Source organism: Rhodococcus sp. AQ5-07, from assembly GCF_009707305.1.
Lineage (GTDB): Bacteria > Actinomycetota > Actinomycetes > Mycobacteriales > Mycobacteriaceae > Rhodococcus_F > Rhodococcus_F erythropolis.
Genome location: NZ_CP046099.1, coordinates 3,073,682 through 3,089,546 on the forward strand (window position 1 = coordinate 3,073,682; position 15,865 = coordinate 3,089,546).

The 15,865-nt window shown below is 64.0% G+C and carries 13 protein-coding genes; 5 read left to right on the forward strand and 8 right to left on the reverse strand.

Annotation, left to right across the window (positions count from 1 at the left end; all coding sequences use genetic code 11):
- Positions 1 to 4: 4 nt before the first annotated feature.
- The 3 genes from GJB56_RS14050 (at position 5) to GJB56_RS14060 (ending at position 3,207) form a co-directional block, all read left to right on the forward strand.
- Positions 5 to 661, forward strand: coding sequence for a hypothetical protein (locus GJB56_RS14050; protein ID WP_024487329.1), 657 nt, complete (start codon positions 5 to 7; stop codon positions 659 to 661).
- 78 nt (positions 662 to 739) lie between these two features.
- Positions 740 to 2,320, forward strand: a complete 1,581-nt coding sequence (locus tag GJB56_RS14055; RefSeq protein WP_113683196.1) for an SLC13 family permease — start codon at positions 740 to 742, stop codon at positions 2,318 to 2,320.
- Complete coding sequence (locus GJB56_RS14060; protein ID WP_113683197.1) at positions 2,320 to 3,207, forward strand: cyclase family protein; 888 nt, start codon at positions 2,320 to 2,322, stop codon at positions 3,205 to 3,207. The genes GJB56_RS14055 and GJB56_RS14060 overlap by 1 nt, the downstream gene beginning before the upstream one ends.
- 3 nt (positions 3,208 to 3,210) lie before the next feature.
- Here the strand turns inward: GJB56_RS14060 and GJB56_RS14065 are convergent, their stop codons facing one another.
- The 7 genes from GJB56_RS14065 to GJB56_RS14095 form a co-directional block, all read right to left on the reverse strand.
- Complete coding sequence (locus GJB56_RS14065; RefSeq protein ID WP_113683198.1) at positions 3,211 to 4,416, reverse strand: PQQ-dependent sugar dehydrogenase; 1,206 nt, start codon at positions 4,414 to 4,416, stop codon at positions 3,211 to 3,213.
- Between the two features lie 108 nt (positions 4,417 to 4,524).
- Entirely contained in the window at positions 4,525 to 6,066 is a 1,542-nt protein-coding gene (locus GJB56_RS14070) for an HNH endonuclease signature motif containing protein (protein ID WP_113683199.1), read from the reverse strand.
- A gap of 99 nt (positions 6,067 to 6,165) precedes the next feature.
- Positions 6,166 to 7,137, reverse strand: coding sequence for an L-histidine N(alpha)-methyltransferase (gene egtD, locus GJB56_RS14075; protein WP_029255892.1), 972 nt, complete (start codon positions 7,135 to 7,137; stop codon positions 6,166 to 6,168).
- On the reverse strand, positions 7,134 to 7,880 hold the full coding sequence (egtC, locus tag GJB56_RS14080; RefSeq protein ID WP_020908572.1) for an ergothioneine biosynthesis protein EgtC: 747 nt from the start codon (positions 7,878 to 7,880) through the stop codon (positions 7,134 to 7,136). Before egtC ends, egtD begins: the two co-directional genes overlap by 4 nt.
- Position 7,881: 1 nt before the next feature.
- Positions 7,882 to 9,189 carry an ergothioneine biosynthesis protein EgtB gene (gene egtB / locus GJB56_RS14085; protein WP_046378957.1) on the reverse strand — a complete coding sequence of 436 codons (1,308 nt, stop codon included), beginning with the start codon at positions 9,187 to 9,189 and terminating at the stop codon, positions 7,882 to 7,884.
- Positions 9,186 to 10,409 carry an ergothioneine biosynthesis glutamate--cysteine ligase EgtA gene (egtA, locus tag GJB56_RS14090; protein ID WP_113683200.1) on the reverse strand — a complete coding sequence of 408 codons (1,224 nt, stop codon included), beginning with the start codon at positions 10,407 to 10,409 and terminating at the stop codon, positions 9,186 to 9,188. The genes egtB and egtA overlap by 4 nt, the downstream gene beginning before the upstream one ends.
- A gap of 78 nt (positions 10,410 to 10,487) precedes the next feature.
- On the reverse strand, positions 10,488 to 11,762 hold the full coding sequence (locus tag GJB56_RS14095; protein ID WP_113683201.1) for an APC family permease: 1,275 nt from the start codon (positions 11,760 to 11,762) through the stop codon (positions 10,488 to 10,490).
- A gap of 14 nt (positions 11,763 to 11,776) precedes the next feature.
- Between GJB56_RS14095 and GJB56_RS14100 the strand changes: the two genes are divergently transcribed.
- A complete protein-coding gene (locus GJB56_RS14100) occupies positions 11,777 to 12,958 on the forward strand; it encodes an aminotransferase class V-fold PLP-dependent enzyme (protein ID WP_113683202.1) in 1,182 nt (393 codons plus the stop codon).
- A gap of 82 nt (positions 12,959 to 13,040) precedes the next feature.
- Complete coding sequence (locus tag GJB56_RS14105; RefSeq protein ID WP_113683203.1) at positions 13,041 to 14,501, forward strand: FAD-dependent oxidoreductase; 1,461 nt, start codon at positions 13,041 to 13,043, stop codon at positions 14,499 to 14,501.
- Here GJB56_RS14105 and GJB56_RS14110 read toward each other — a convergent pair.
- Positions 14,498 to 15,703: a GAF domain-containing protein gene (locus tag GJB56_RS14110; RefSeq protein WP_230091194.1), complete on the reverse strand. Its 1,206-nt coding sequence runs from the start codon at positions 15,701 to 15,703 to the stop codon at positions 14,498 to 14,500. The genes GJB56_RS14105 and GJB56_RS14110 overlap by 4 nt on opposite strands.
- Positions 15,704 to 15,865: the final 162 nt, after the last annotated feature.

The window sequence follows — 15,865 nt, forward strand, 5'->3', positions numbered from 1 at the left end:
CGTCGTGATCGACGCGCAAACCCTGGAATCCCGGCCCGAATCTCATTCCCTGAATTCATCAGTTCCGACGATCCGGCGGTGGCGCCCAGGATCTTGTGTCTGGTGCGGAGACGACAACTCCGTGGACATGTTCCGCAACGAACCCCGCTGTGGAAAATGTCGTGAAAACGAAGGCATCATCGACGACGCGAAGCGCTTCCTCGGTATGTACGGTCTGCGCCCGCTCGGCGGCACGCTGCAGTCCGACGACGACGAAGAGCGCGAGTACCGCGTCAACGCTCGCGAGGCTCGCCGAGTTCTGAACGAGATCCGCATGGACGTCCTTCCCGATGCGGCCGCCGTTCGCAAGGCAATTCGACCCCGTGCCGCAACGGTTGTCGCCGACACGTCACCCGCACGGGCTTCCCGCCCCGCCAGCACGGGCACAGCGACGCGCGTTGCCGCTCCGGTCAAGACGGACACCGTGGACATCGATACGCTCCAGGCTCGCGTCCTAGGGCTTCTCGATCAGCTCGGTTCGATCGACGAGCAGATCAAGGTCGCCGAACTCGCACAAGGGTTGCCGGCGCGCGCGCGACTGAGCGATCTCAACAAGCAGAAGGCCACGGTTCTTCGCACGCTGGCCGCTCTCGAGAAGGCTCGCATCGCCGCCTCCAACTAATTCCTTCGCGTCCGTCCCACGGCCCCGTCTCCCTTGCGAGACGGGGCCGTTCTGTATGAGCAGGTACCTTTACGAATCGTGAATGACATCACCATCACCTTTGTCGTGCTTGCACTGGTCGTGGCGCTGTTCGTGTTCGGCCGAATCCCGGTCGGCATCATCGCGATCGGCACTGCCCTGGCGCTCTACGCCACCGGTGTCATCACGATGGAGCAGGCGCTTGCCGGATTCGGCGATCCCACGGTGGTGTTCATCGCCGCGCTCTTCGTCGTCAGCGAAGCCCTCGACGCCACCGGTGTCACCACGTGGGCGGGCGAGAAACTACTGGCGAAAGTCGGCGAATCCCGTGTCCGCCTCTTGAGTGCGATCATGTTGCTGGTTGCCGCGTTGACCGCATTGATCAGCGTCAACGGAGCCGTAGCCGCGCTGGTGCCGATGGTGGTCGTCTTGGCAGTGCGTCTCGGTAAGTCGACGTCACAACTGCTTCTGCCGTTGGCATTTGCCGCCCATGCCGGTTCGATGCTCACCTTGACCGGATCACCGGTCAACATCATCGTTTCCGAAGCCGCCGAGGAATCCGGGGCCGGTGCTTTCGGGTTCTTCAGTTTCACCTTGGTCGGCGCGCCGCTCGTTTTGGGAACGATCGCGATCGCCGTACTTCTCGGTCCTCACGTCCTCCCCCATCGTGCGGGGACGTCAATGTCGCCTGACCTGAGCCGGCATGCCAAGACCCTCGCGAAGCAGTATCAGTTGATGGGCAAGGATGCGCCGTCCGCAGAGCCCTTGATCACCAAGCACGACGGTGTGGTCGAAGTGATAATCCCGCCGCGCTCGGAAATGATCGGCGACAGGGCTTTTCCCGGCATGGTGACCGGCAGTGGCGATCTGGTGATCCTCGCGGTCCAGCGTGCCGGTGAGGACTGCGGCCCGAAGGGCGTCAAGTTGGCGGCAGGTGACACGCTCCTCCTGCAAGGCAGCTGGGACGATCTCGACACCCACACCGCGGTCGATCCGAATGTCCTCGTGGTCGACGCACCTGGTCAGATCCGTAAGCAGGCAGCGCCGTTGGGAACTCGCGCGGTCATCGCCCTCGTCGTCGTCGCGGCGATGGTCGTGTTGCTGACCTTCGGATTGGTGCCGTCGGCGATAGCCGGACTCCTCGCGGCGTGTGCGATGGTTTTGTTACGAGTGATCAGCGTGGAGCAAGCGCATCGGTCCATCTCGTGGACCACGTTGATTCTCGTCGGCGGAATGATCCCGCTCTCGACCGCGATCCAGCAGACCGGCGCAGCCGAGAAACTCGCTCATGCCTTCGTCGACGTCGTCGGTGGTGCAAGCCCGTATGTCGTCGTCGCCGGACTCTTCGTCGTGACGGCGACGCTGGGTCAGCTGATCAGCAACACCGCGACCGCGCTGATCATCACGCCGATCGCCATCTCGGTCGCCGGCGAACTCGATATCTCGGTGCTGCCCCTTCTGATGACGGTGACTGTCGCTGCCGCAGCCTCCTTCCTGACGCCCGTCGCCACTCCTGCGAACATGATGGTGATGGGACCTGGCGGATACAAGTTCGGCGACTACTGGAAGCTCGGACTCCCGATGTTGTTGTGGTTCCTGGTAGTTGCGACGGTGTTGATCCCGGTGATCTGGAGTTTCTGATGTGCTCGCCGAAGGTGTTGTCGGAGGTCTACGAATCGATCGGACGAGAGGGCAGGAAAGTCAGCCGACGATCGATGTTCGCGGCGCTCGGCACTACTGCGCTCGGCGCGACCGTCGTGGCCGGCGCGGTGCAGCCCACTGCGTCGGCAGCGCCATCGGGTCGGACCATCGTCGATCTGACCCATGTACTGACCCCGGATTTCCCGGTGTGGCCGGGCGCGCGCTCGTTCGAGATGAGGAACCTGGCGAAGATCGCCGACGCCGGCGGGTCCATGGGCTCGCTCGGGTCCGCTGGTTTCGGCGGAAACTTCTACCTCAACGAACTCCGCCTCGAGGAACACACCGGTACGCACATCGACGCGCCCGCGCACGCCAGTGCGGACGGAATCACTGTCGAGAAGATTCCAGTCACCGACCTCGTCGTACCGATCGCGGTCGTCGATATCAGCGCCCGAGCCGCCGTCGACCCTGACGCGTTGCTCACCCGTCAGGACATCCTCGATTGGGAAGCCGTCCACGGGACAATCTCTCCTCGCAGCCTGGTGGCGATGAACTCGGGTTGGGATACCCGGGCCGGTGCCGGCGGAGCCTTCACGAATCGAGATGTACACGGCGTGCAACACACTCCGGGATTCGCCCCCGAAGCGATCGACTTCCTCGTCCGCGAGCGCGACATAGTGGCCGTGGGTTCGGACACCCTCAGCATCGACGGGGGCCGAAGCACCACCCACGGGGCTCACCGAAGCGCTTTGGGCTCAGGAAAGTACGCAGTCGAAGCCCTCGCGAACCTGTCCGCACTTCCGGCCGTCGGCGCCACGGTGATGGTGGGAGCGCCGACGCATGCGGGTGGTTCGGGTGGTCCGTGCCGGGTCATCGCCTGGTATTGAAGATCAGGGCGTTGGCGTCACCCGCAGCACCTTGTCGCCTGCTCCGTTGTCGGTGGTCACCAGGAGCGAGCCGTCCGGCGTCGGAGTCACCGAGCGCAAGCGCCCGAACTGGTTCACCAACCCGAAGGTCTGCGCGTCGACCGAGCGTCCGTCGGCACTGAGGCGGAGGAAGATCAGTTCCTTGCTCTTGAGACCACCCATTACGAGCGCACCGTCCCAGGCACCCCACGCGGCTCCGCCCGTGAAGGCAGCGCTGGCGGTAGCCAACGTGGAGCTACCCGAACGCCACACCGCCGCAATTGCTCCCGGCACTCGCACCGGATCGGTCATCGGCACGGATTCGTCGTACGTTCCGGGAAGCCGATCCGGGCGGTAGCCGTAATTTCCGCCGGGGGTAAGCAGATTGACTTCGTCGTCGACGCTTGTGCCCTGTTCAACCGAGTAGACCCGGCCGGTTCCAGGTTGCACGGCCAAGCCTTGGACGTTGCGATGCCCGAGCGTGTAGACGGGGCTGCCTGCATTCGGATTCCCCGCTGCTGGAGATCCGTCGGCGTTGATGTGCAAGACCTTGCCGCCCAACGAATTCGGATCCTGCGGAACCCTCGGCGTCGCGGTGTCACCCGTCCCGACGAACAGCGTTCCGTCCTGCGCCGCAAGAATTCGGCAACCCCCGTGACGCCCGGACGAGACCGGGATTCCTGGCAATACGGTTCCGGTTCGAGTGAGGGCGGTCCATCCGGCGTCGACGGTCCACGAGATCACTCGAACGTCCGTGACTCCCCCAGCGCTGAATCCCTGGCAGGTGTAGAGGGTGCGCGACTGAGCGAAGTCACGGGCAAGCGCGATGCCCATGAGCCCGGTTTCGGACTGAGCGTAGAGATCCGAAAGGTCAGCAGAGACTGGACCTGTCGTGTTGTCGCCTCGGCGAACGAAGAATCCGCCGGACCGTTGTCCCGTCAGGATCGCGCCGTCCGGGGCTGCCACGACGTCCCAGGGGTGATCGAGTCCGTCGACGAGTGTGGTGACCGAAAGCTGCGGGAGGGTGTTCTCGATGGGGATGTCAGGGTCGTCACCGCCCAGCGATCCGGTACTGCCGTTGCCGAAACTGCCGGGGTCGAAGGGGAAGGGTTGAGCCACGCTCTGCGTTACCGGCATCACCAGTACTGCAGTCAGGGCCACGGTCAATGCGGCGAGCTTCGGATGACGCACGCGTTCTCCTCGGGTCGGAAACCGTTCTGCGCCTCACTATAAACAGACAAACACCATTTTTCGGGCCCTCTCGCTATACCCGCAGGCCACAGGAGAAACGAAACCCCTTCAGAAGTCGGCAAACTCCGGCAAGGCGTTCGCCAGTGGGGACGCGTTGCGTCTTGATGCAGATCGTGCCTTCCGCCAACCGGGCACACTCCAGTCCAGGAGGTATTCAAGATCCGCTTCCACTCCCCTGTCCCGAAGTCCGAAACGTCGTTCCAGCGCATCGTCGTCCGTCAAATGCAGTCTCGCCGCGTCGGGCACTCTCAGTTCGGGGTCACAGAATGGGCCTACGGGCGCGGTAACCGTTCGTCGTCCTGACGGATCTTTCCACTCCAGAAGACCACCTCCGATTTGCTTCACTGTCCACCTGCCAAACGTCTTCAATCGGTGATGTTTTCGACACAGACAGGCCAAGTTCCGTTCTGCAGTAGGCCCTCCCTGAGCGGGGTTGCCGTGATCGAACGGCACCGTGTGATCGATATCGCAACTATCAGAACGCACAACACAATTCGGAAAGCGGCACGTACCGTCTCGCGTCCTTACAATCGTCGCCAACGCCGCGGACGGCTGGTACGTGGATTCACCGCGCCGCGAACCACTGTTCCTTCTCGAGCGATTATCCCTTGCCGCAGCGGGCAATATCTCCGGTGAGCGCATCGACCGACCCACGCCGAGCACCGGTCCGACTGCCCCCGCAGTCGAACAATGTTGCACCTCGGACGGTGCAAGGGTGAGGACTCTCTGCCACGTGGCGTCCGCGGCGATCGCGCGCGCAAGGTCGGCATCGATGTGGCCGTACCCCTGCAAATAGCCTGGCAGGTCGTCGAATCCGAGCAGGGTGGAAGCGTTGACACCCACAAGAATTGTCGCAATCGGGAGCGCGGAGGTCTTCGTATCATCCCTACGGGTGCAATCGCCGTCGCACTGACAATCCAACGACGTCTTTCCTTCCGCCAATGCGATCAGTGCATCGGCACGACGTTGCCCGAAAGTTCTCGGATCGGAACCACACACCTGCATCGACATCGCACGGAGCCTGGTGGCCAAAGTCTGAGCGCCGACCGCTGGAAGCATTCCGTCCAGAGTCGACATACCGTCGTGCGACGCGCACGTTCGAACGTCCCGATCCGCCTCCGCACGAACTCGCCTGGCACGCACCCCATCAGGGTCGTACCGAGCAATGAGACCTCGTGCGCGCGCCTTCAACTTGTTACCGGTTGCACGGCAGGCACCGTCCACGAGGAGTCGCTCGATCTCATCGAGCGCGTGCTCGGAAACGTTGGCGAGAGCTTCGGACAGTGCCGTCGCTTTGGCCAGATCGATGTCACCGCAAGCAAAAGCGGCCGCCACCCGCGGAAGTCGCCAGCGCAGGTCACATCCCAGTGCAATCATTTTCTGCGCGGCGTACTCCGTAATGCTCAGTATCGACGCGATCTCCACGTGCGCGAATTGACCCCGAAAAGCCTCATTGACTCCAACCGCGGCATCCTCCTCACAACGGTCCAAGTACAGCGCAGTGACCGCGTCGATCTCGAGGAAGTGGGCGCGCGCGATTTCCGCATGCTGCCGAAACAGCGCGCCCGCGGAAGTCTTCGATTCGAACATATGAGCGATTCTACGGGCGCCCACCGACAAGTTTTACGCAATCCCGGGGTATTCACCGATCCCCTAGGAGGAGACCGCATCCTCTGACAAGCGCCCACTTCACGCCCGCTGCGCGCACAACAACGCGAAGCGCTGATCCTGATCTGTCCACACCTTCCGTACCCCGAAGCCCGCGGACGCGAGCTCCGCGGCAATCCCGTCCTCGGTGAACTTCGCCGAGATCTCGGTGCGTAGCTGCTCGCCCGCTGCGAAGGTGATCTCCAGATCCAGGTCGTCGATATGCACCGAGAGTTCACGAAGTGCTTCCAACCGCATTTCGATCCACTGGTTCTCGGCATCCCAGAGCGCGACGTGACGGAAGTCTTCCAAGGGAAAGTTCGCTCCCAGTTGCTTGTTCAGGACCGCGAGAACGTTGAGGTTGAACTGGGCAGTCACGCCGGCAGCGTCGTCGTAGGCGGGCACGAGAACCGCCGGATCGATCACCAATCCCACTCCCAGGATCAGGTTCTCCCCCGGAGCGAGCACCGCTGCGATCCCCGAGAGGAACTCGGCTCGTTCTGCGGGAACGAGATTACCGAGAGTTCCGCCGAGAAAAGCGACCGCGCGCCGTCCACCACCGGGCAGATGATGCAGCGAACCGGTGAAGTCGCTGACCACTCCGAGCACGTCGATTCCGGGAAACTCGGCACCGACTTGCTGCGCCGCGCCTTCGAGGGCCGTCACCGAAACATCCTGCGGTACATACGTTCGCAGAGTTCCGCGAGCCGTCATCGCGTCGAGGAGTAACCGCGTCTTCTCCGAGGAACCTGAACCCAGTTCGATCAGGATCTCGGGTTCGGTCAACGCCGCGATCTCGTCGGCGTACTGCGTGAGCAGGCCGCGTTCGGTACGGGTGGGGTAATACTCGGGTAAGGCCGTGATCTCCTCGAACAGTTCACTTCCACGCGCGTCGTAGAACCATTTGGGCGAGAGCCACTTCGGCGTTGCGCTGAGCCCTTCCCTGGCCTCGGCTCGCAGTGCGTCGACCGATTCGGCCGGTGTCAGATAAACCTCGAGCGTAGGGGTTTTCATTTTTCTCCCATCGGGATCGGGGTGATGATCACATGGCCGGGACGCGCGCAGACGATGTGCCGGTCCGGCACCTGCTCCCAGTCCGGGGATCGATCGAACGGTTCGGAAACGATCAGGGCCCGCGACTCGTCGACCCGCGTGTACAACGTGTGGCCCCAAGCCGTGGCCCACAGTTCCTGCCCGTCGCCGAACAGGAGGTTCAATCGTGAATCCGGCGCCGCCGCAGCCACATCGTGAACGAGGCTCGTCACGGCGACCTCCGCGGGCTTCGACTTCAACCGATGCCGAAGCACTGTCCACAACAAGGCAGCATCCGTCGGGGCGGGCATCTTCAGCAGTTCGACGGCCGGAACTTCTGCCGCCAAGTCGGCAAGTGATCCAGGCCAACCGGATACCGCTCCGTTGTGACTGAAGGCGTAGGTTCCGTCGACGAACGGTGCGCAGGCACCGATCTCGACGGCCATCCCCTCCGTCGCGGAACGCACGGCGGCGAGGACGGCTCCGGAACCGATGTGGGACAACGTCTCGTCGACTGTCGGGTCCGACCAGATCGGCGAGATACTGCGGTACCGCCCCTGTCTTCCACCGTTCCACCACACCGCACCGAATCCGTCGGCATTGATGGTCCCGCCGCCACGCATCTCGCGAGGTGCCCACGACTGTCGCATCAGTGAGTTCTCGCCGTCGTGGATGAGTTCACGAACCGAACGTGGCGGCCCGAGATACCCGAGGTGCCGACACATGTCAGGGTCTACCCGAAATCGTTCTGGCGCAACGAAAACCAGAGAAGATCTGGCGCCTGATCGGATGGTCCCAGTTACGGAACGTCCCACGACAGGCAACGCTGTCGGTCCCGAACGATCCCCCTCGCAACACCTTGTAGTCGCCACCGAAGAATACCTCCGAGTACTCCCGATACGGGAAAGCCCGGAAACCCGGATACGGATGGAAACCCGAAGACGTCCACTCCCATACGTCGCCGATCAACTGCTCGACACCCGCTGCTGACGCCCCTGCTGGGTAAGAACCGACGCCGGCGGGGCCGAGATGGCGTTGACCGAGATTGGCGAGATTCTCGTCTGCGGACGCGTCCCCCCACGGGAACCGTCGTGATCTTCCGGATTCCGGATCCCAGCGCGCGGCCTTTTCCCATTCCGCCTCGGTGGGAAGCCGTTTGCCTGCCCAGCTGGCGTAGGCCTCGGCCTCGTAGTAGCTCACATGCACGACCGGCTTGTCCGGCGGAACCGGAGCCTCGACGCCGAAAGTCTCGTGCCACCAACCCGAATTGTCGTGCTCCCAGAACAGGGGTGCACGAAGTTTCGCGTCGACGCGATGCCGCCAACCGTCGCGAGACCACAGTTCCGGTCGGGAATACCCGCCGTCCTCGATGAATTCGACGAACTGCCCGTTGGTGACCGGGAATCTGTCGATCGCGAAGTCGGTGACATAGACCTGATGCGCAGTGCGCTCGTTGTCGAGTGCCCACGGTTCGTCGTCGGTCCCCATGACGAAGGGGCCGGCCGCGATGGTGACCTCGTCGAGTTCAGGCATGCGGGCCGCTTGCGGAGCGGGAGTCGCAACGAGTGCCGTGGGCCCCGAACGCAATTGGTGGGTCGCGAGCATGGTCTCGGCGTGTTGCTGCTCGTGCTGCGCGATCATCCCGAAGGCAAAACCGTCCACGTCGAGTTCTGTACGACCGAACGTGCTGGCTTCGAGCACATCCCAGACCTTCCCACGGACCGTACGTACGTATTCGCGCGCCTCGGCCGGGTTGAGCAGGGGAAGTGTGGGTCTCGACGATCTCGAATGCTTGAAAGCGTCGTACAGCTCGTCTATGTCGCTACGCACCGGATCGCGGCCACCGACATCACGCACCAACCAGAGTTCCTCTTGATTACCGATGTGCGCCAGGTCCCACACGAGTGGACTCATCAACGGGGAATGCTGAGCGATCAATTCGGTATCGTCGACGCAGTCGGTGAGCAGCGTCGACCGCTCACGCGCTCGCAGAAGTACGGCCTCGACCGCTTCCTTGGTGATCTCCCCCGTCATGTGTCGCTCTCACCGGGCACGATTGCGCGACAACACCGTTCGGCTGCGGCATCGAGAAGACGAACGAACTGCGGCTCTGGCGCGTACGACGCGGCGAGCGACATCAGAGAGGTTGCAGCCGAACGCAGTTCGACATCGTCCAATCCGTACTCCGCCGCGTCTCGCCACCGCCCGGCCGTAGATGCTGCAGCATCACTGGCCTCCCTCATCACGGCAGGCCCGGACAGCAACGCGTCGATCGCTGCTACCGGTACTCGCCACAGATCTCCCGGCTGCGCATCGATGTAGCGAACCTCCAGATGCCCGACGGCGCGAACCGGCGGGAACAGCGTAGACAGGTGATAGTCCAAGTCTGCCCAGACGGGTCGGCGTCCGATCTCGGCATCCACAGCGCCGTCTACCCAGTCTCCGAAAGTGGCACCCCGCGGAGCCGTCCAATCGTCACCCTCGTTTCGCACACACATCAGCGGAACATCGAGCGCCCAGCCGGCGTAGTCCTGCACTTCCGGGACTGCGACCGTTCGCCAGGAATCGAGTTCGAGCCACGTCCGCATGCGTTGGGACGCCCAATCTCCCTTCGGAACCCCTTGCAAGCGTGGAGAACACGCAAACGCCGCGATGAGAGCCGGGCCCATGTCCCCGAGGAGCCGCCAACGCTGGGCGATGGACTCCGGGCTGCCGCCGGCATCGATACTGATCTGTACTGCCGCGGTATTGCACATCATCAAGGTGCCGTACGGTCCTATCCCGGCGAAGCGGGATTCCATTGCGCAATAACGCGGCAGCCGGAGAATCCGGGAAGGTGGGCGGGCGACGTCGGCCGCCGCCGAACTGATTTCGATGGAGTACGGCGCGAGGAGTGTTTCGAGAGTACGACGGTCGTCGTCGAGGCAGTCACACAGTTCGCGAGCGGACGTGCGCGGCGCTGAGGAGAGTTCTATTTGTCCGCCAGGTTCTACGGTGACGAGGCTGCCACGCGGAAGCGGTGCCGCCGGTGAATCCGGGTCGATACTGGTGGGTGCATGTCGCCCGAGTGCCCTTGCCAGAGTCGCGGCTGACGGCCTCTCTCCACCGGGAACGTGGCTGGTCAGCCACTCGAGCTCAGCTCCTACCAAGCGGGGTGGCCCCTGTTTGAAGCACACACCACCGACGTAGGCCTCGGCCGCAGGACGCGAATCCACCTGCGTGGTCTGTGCTGCTGTCAACGCTGCTGTCACCATTCGACTTCCCCTTCGGGCGGTCTTCGCGGTCGCTACCGACGATAGAACGCCAACGTCCGAGATGCACCCTTTGTGGTGTTACGTGTCGTTGAATTTCTTCAGTCGTATCCACCGGTACCCACAACCGGCCAGAACAACACCTACCCCGGAAACAACCGCAATCCACGGAAGTGTGACCACCAGAACGACACAACCAGCCGCGCCGACCGCTTGCAGCCACTTCGGATACATCCGGTCCACCCCGCGCTGGCTGTACGCACTCACGTTCGCGACGAGGTAGTAGAGCAGCACTCCGAACGACGAAAAGCCGATCACCCCACGAAGATCGGTTGTCGACACCAAAACGATCACGACAGCACCGACCACAAGTTCCGCATGGTGAGGTACCTCGAACCGTGGGTGGACGGCTGAGAGGGCAACCGGCAGATCACGCTCGCGTGCCATCGCCATCGCCGTACGGCTCACCCCCGCGATCAGAGCCAGCAGCGCCCCCGCCGACGCCGCCGCGGCACCGATCACCACTACGGGAACTGCCCAGTTCCACCCGGTCGCGCCCACTGCATCGGCCAAGGGCCGTGCCGAGTTCGCCAGCCGATCAGGTCCCAACGTCACCAACAGCACCACTGCTACCAGTGCATAGAGGATGACGGCGACGGTGAGAGCAATCAGGATCGCCCGCGGAATCGTGCGGCGCGGATCGCGCACTTCCTCCCCCAGCGTCGCGATCCTGGCGTAGCCGGCGAAGGCGAAGAACAGCAGCCCCGCCGATTGCAGGATTCCGTACCACGACCCGAACGCGAGATCCGGGAGCTCGCGCACTGCACCAGGACCGACGACGGCAACCAGCAGCGCTACGCACAGTGCAGTCGCCGACACAGCGACGATCACCCTGGCCATGTGCGCCGTCCGTGTCACTCCGCGGTAGTTGACTGCAACCAGCACCGCCACCACCAATACCGCGACGGGAACACGCCAGGCGGTAGGCGCAACATACGTCGCGAAAGTCAGGGCCATTGCCGCGCAACTCGCGGTCTTCCCGATCACGAACGACCAGCCTGCGGCAAACCCCCACCAGGGTCCGAGCTGCTCACGTCCGTAGACGTAGGTCCCACCTGACGTGGGGTATCTGGCCGCAAGCTGCGCCGACGACGTCGCGTTGCAGAATGCGATGAACGCTGCAATCGCCAGGCCCACAAGCAACCCGGTACCGGCCACCGCGGCAGCGGGCGCGAACACCACGAAGACTCCGGCGCCGATCATCGCGCCGAGGCCGATCACCACGGCATCGGACGTGCCGAGTCTTCGCTCCATCGGGACAGCTTCGTTCACAGGTAGTTTGAACCACACCGACATGAACGGAAGGTGCCATGTTCGATCTCGACACGATCCGCCGCGACACTCCCGGATGCCTCGACAAGGTGTTCCTCGACAGCGCGGGATCCTCGCTCCCACCCGAGCCTGTGCTGACCACGATGATCGAGCACCTACGACGTGAAGCCGACGTCGGCGGATACGTCGCAGCTGCTCGTCAGAGCGGCGCCCTGGCTGCTGTTCCGCATTCGCTGGCCCGGGTCATCGGCGCTCAGGCAACCGATATCGCGTTGACGGACAGCGCGACCCGCGCGTGGAACGACTTCTTCGCTTCGGTTTCGCTCGGACCTGGTGATCGAATCCTCATCAGCGGAGTCGAATACGCGAGCAACGCCATCGCCGCGCTGGGTCGGGCGCGTTCGACCGGCGCCCACGTCGAGATCATCCCGAGCGATCAGTACGGACGCATCGACCTCGACGCACTCGAGAACATGCTCGACGATCGGGTTCGCCTCGTCTCCGTCGTCCACGTCCCCACCAACGGCGGCCTGATCAACCCAGTCCGCGAGGTCGTCGAATTGGCCAGAGCCCATGGCTCTCTCGTTCTGCTCGACGCGTGCCAGTCCTTCGGCCAGTTGCCCATCGACGTCACCGAACTCGGCATCGACGCCCTCAGCGCCACCGGCCGCAAGTGGCTCCGCGGGCCACGCGGAACCGGATTCCTGTACGTCCGCCCCGGACTCGTCGACGCGCTCGAACCCGCTGCGATGGACCTGCACGGAGCGGAATGGACGAGCGAGAACAGCTTCGTCCCCGCACCGGACGCAACACGATTCGAACTCTGGGAGACGAGTGTCGCTGCGCGCCTGGGTCTTGGCGCCGCCGCCGATTATCTGCTCTCGATCGGCACCGACACGGTGTGGGCACAGATCGAATCCAGAGCAGTCGCGCTGCGGCAAGGGCTGGCATCGATTCCCGGAGTCGACGTCCACGATCGAGGAACCCAGCTGAGCGGCATCGTTTCCTTCACCGTCGAAGGTATTTCCGAGCACCTCGTGCGGGATCAGCTTGCAGCACAGAACATCACCGTCACCGTCAGCGGTCGCGGGTCCACGCTCCTCGACATGGATGCACGCGGGCTCGACGCCGTGGTTCGCGCATCGCCGCACTACTTCGTCGACGAAGCAGACCTGGACGCATTCCTGGGCGCGGTCAGGAGATTACAAACCTCCCGTTGACCGGGACCACGCCTGATCCGCGGACCTCGAAACTGCAACTGTGTGGCGATCAGTAGTTTCGTCTTCCGAAAGGACGCTTCGCATGGCCGACCCGACCGTCAGACCGATCTCCGCTGCAGACATCACCACCTGGGACTACGAGGCCGACGTCGTCGTCGCGGGATACGGCATCGCCGGCGTCACCGCTGCGATCGAAGCAGCGCGTGCGGGCGCCGAGGTGCTCGTCCTGGAGCGGACGGGCGGTTGGGGCGGAGCCGCGTCACTGGCTGGTGGATTCATCTACCTGGGCGGTGGAACGCCGTTGCAGAAGGCGTGCGGGTTCGAGGACTCGGTCGAGAACATGAAGACGTTCATGAAGGCAGCGCTCGGCCCCGGAACCGACGACACGAAGATCGACGCGTACTGCGAGGGCAGCGTCGATCACTACAACTGGCTCGTCGACGCCGGGGTCCCGTTCAAGGAATCGTTCTGGGGTCAGCCCGGCTGGGAACCGCCGTACGACGACGGCCTCATGTACTCGGGCGGTGAGAACGCTGCACCGTTCAACGCGCTCGTCGATCCCGCGCCCCGCGGACACGTCCCGCAGATGAGCGAGAAGAAGACCGGCGAGCAGGGCGGCGGCTACATGCTGATGAAGCCACTCGTCGAGACGGCCGAAAAGCTCGGCGTCCGTGCAGAATACGATCTGCGTGTCCAGACTTTGGTGGTCGACGGCGATCGGGTCGTGGGAGTTGTCGCCAAGCGCTACGGCAAGGACGTCGCGATTCGTGCCCGCAAAGGCGTCGTGCTTGCGATGGGCAGTTTCGCGTACAACAACGAGATGGTGCGCTCGAACGCACCGCGTATTTTCGGCCACCCGGCGGCCTCGATCGAAGCGCACGACGGCCGCGCAATCCAGATCGGTCAGGCCTTGGGCGCCGACACCGCACACATGGACGCCACCGAGGTCGCGTTCTTCTGCGACCCACAGTTGATGGTGCGCGGCATTCTTGTCAACGGCCGTGGTCAGCGATACATCCCCGAAGACACCTACCCGGGCCGCATCGGACAGGCAACACTGTTCCAGCAGGACAACCAGGCATTCCTCGTGATCGACGAAGCTGCGTATGACGAAGGCATGAATGCCGAATCGTCCAGTGCGCAGTTGCGGGCGCAGCCGACCCTGGTGGCGGAAACCGTCGAGGAACTCGAAGCCGAGATGGGGCTTCCCGCCGGATCGCTGCAATCGACTGTCGACCTCTACAACCGTCACGCGGCTGAAGGGTCCGACCCGGTGCTCGGCAAGAAGTCCGAGTGGGTCAAGCCGATCGTCGGCCCGTTCGCGGCAATCGATCTACGTGGCCGCACAGGCGGATTCACGCTGGGAGGATTGAAGACAACCGTCGATTCCGAGGTTCTGCACGTCTCGGGTGCGCCGATCCCCGGACTGTTCGCGGCAGGCCGTTGCACGTCCGGTGTCTGCGCAGGTGGTTACGCCAGCGGAACCAGTCTCGGCGACGGCAGCTTCTTCGGACGTCGTGCCGGAATCAGCGCAGCGCGCTAGGTCACCACAACCCGCACGCCGTCGGCAAAGCGGTACGGCTGAGTCTGCAGAACCGCGCCGAGGTGTTTCCTCAATCTGGACACCTCGGCGCGCACTGCCACTACATGCTCGCGATCACCGAAGAGCACTTCGCTCAGGCCTGCGGCATCCACGCCAGCCGATCCCACGGCTGCCAGCGCACGCAAGATCTGAGCGTGACGCGGCGAAAGCGCGCGCGTCCAGTTTGCATCACCACGCACCGTCACCTGCGGCGATGCACCGAGCGACAGCTCGAGCTCGATCACCGGCCCGCCGACGCCGGTGCGCAACAGCCAGCCGTCACCGAGCGGCTCAGGCAGACACATCCCGAGACCTGGCACGATGACGGGCTTTCCCGCACTGGGTGCCGCCACCCGGTCAGGCGCGGCAATCCCGCTGGCGCCGGCCACCCAGCCGAACTCGTCGACCACCAATGCCGGACCCGTGCCCGCCGCGAACAATGGCGCCGCCCGCGAGCGCAGGCGATCGAGCTGAGCTGCATGCTCGCGCCACAGCGTCGCCTCCGCGAGGCGAACCGCGGTGCGAACCAGCGCGACAGTGGTGGGATGCACCGAGGCTGCGGACCCGCTGATGTCCACCACACCCAGGATCTCGTCTGTCCGGGGGTCGTGCACGGGCGAGCCTGTACATGACCAATTGTGATGCGTCGGCGCATAGTGCTCGGCCGAGAAGAGTTGCACCGCAGAATCTTCGATCAGCGCGGTACCGATCGCGTTGGTACCCACCGACTGCTCCGACCAGCGCGCGCCTTCGGCGAACCCGAGTGCGTCCGCCGCACGTTTGACGGTCTTCGCCCCTTCGCGCCAGAGCAGGACACCGTCGGCGTCGGCAACGACCACGATGAAGCCCGCGTCCTCGGCGACCTCGGTGAGCGTGGTTCTCAGTTCGGGCAGAACGCTGCGCAGCGCGGTACGCGAACGCCTCGACTCCAGCTCGGAGAAATCGGCGACAGCGGACGCGCCGCAATGATCGGGCGCGAGCCCACCCGCGGCCACCCGCGACCACGACCGCGCCACGACGGTCCGCGGCTGCGCCGGTGGTTCCTGCCCCGAGAGAACTGCGTCGTGCACCCGGCTCAGTAGGCGCGCATGCTGCGACAGGTCGGTACCCGGCACGACGGCACCGAGCCGACTGCCTTCGGGAGCGCTCCCCACGGTGGTCACTCCGTCAGGCTACCGCTTTCGATGTGACGCGAACCACGTCCACACGGCCAGGTCCCCACCACCTGCGATTAGCGGCGGGGAGCAAACTCCGGTAACGTATCCAAAGTTGTCTCGGCGAGGGTGAATCGCAGCAGTTCCACACGTTGCAGGTTTACCGTGATC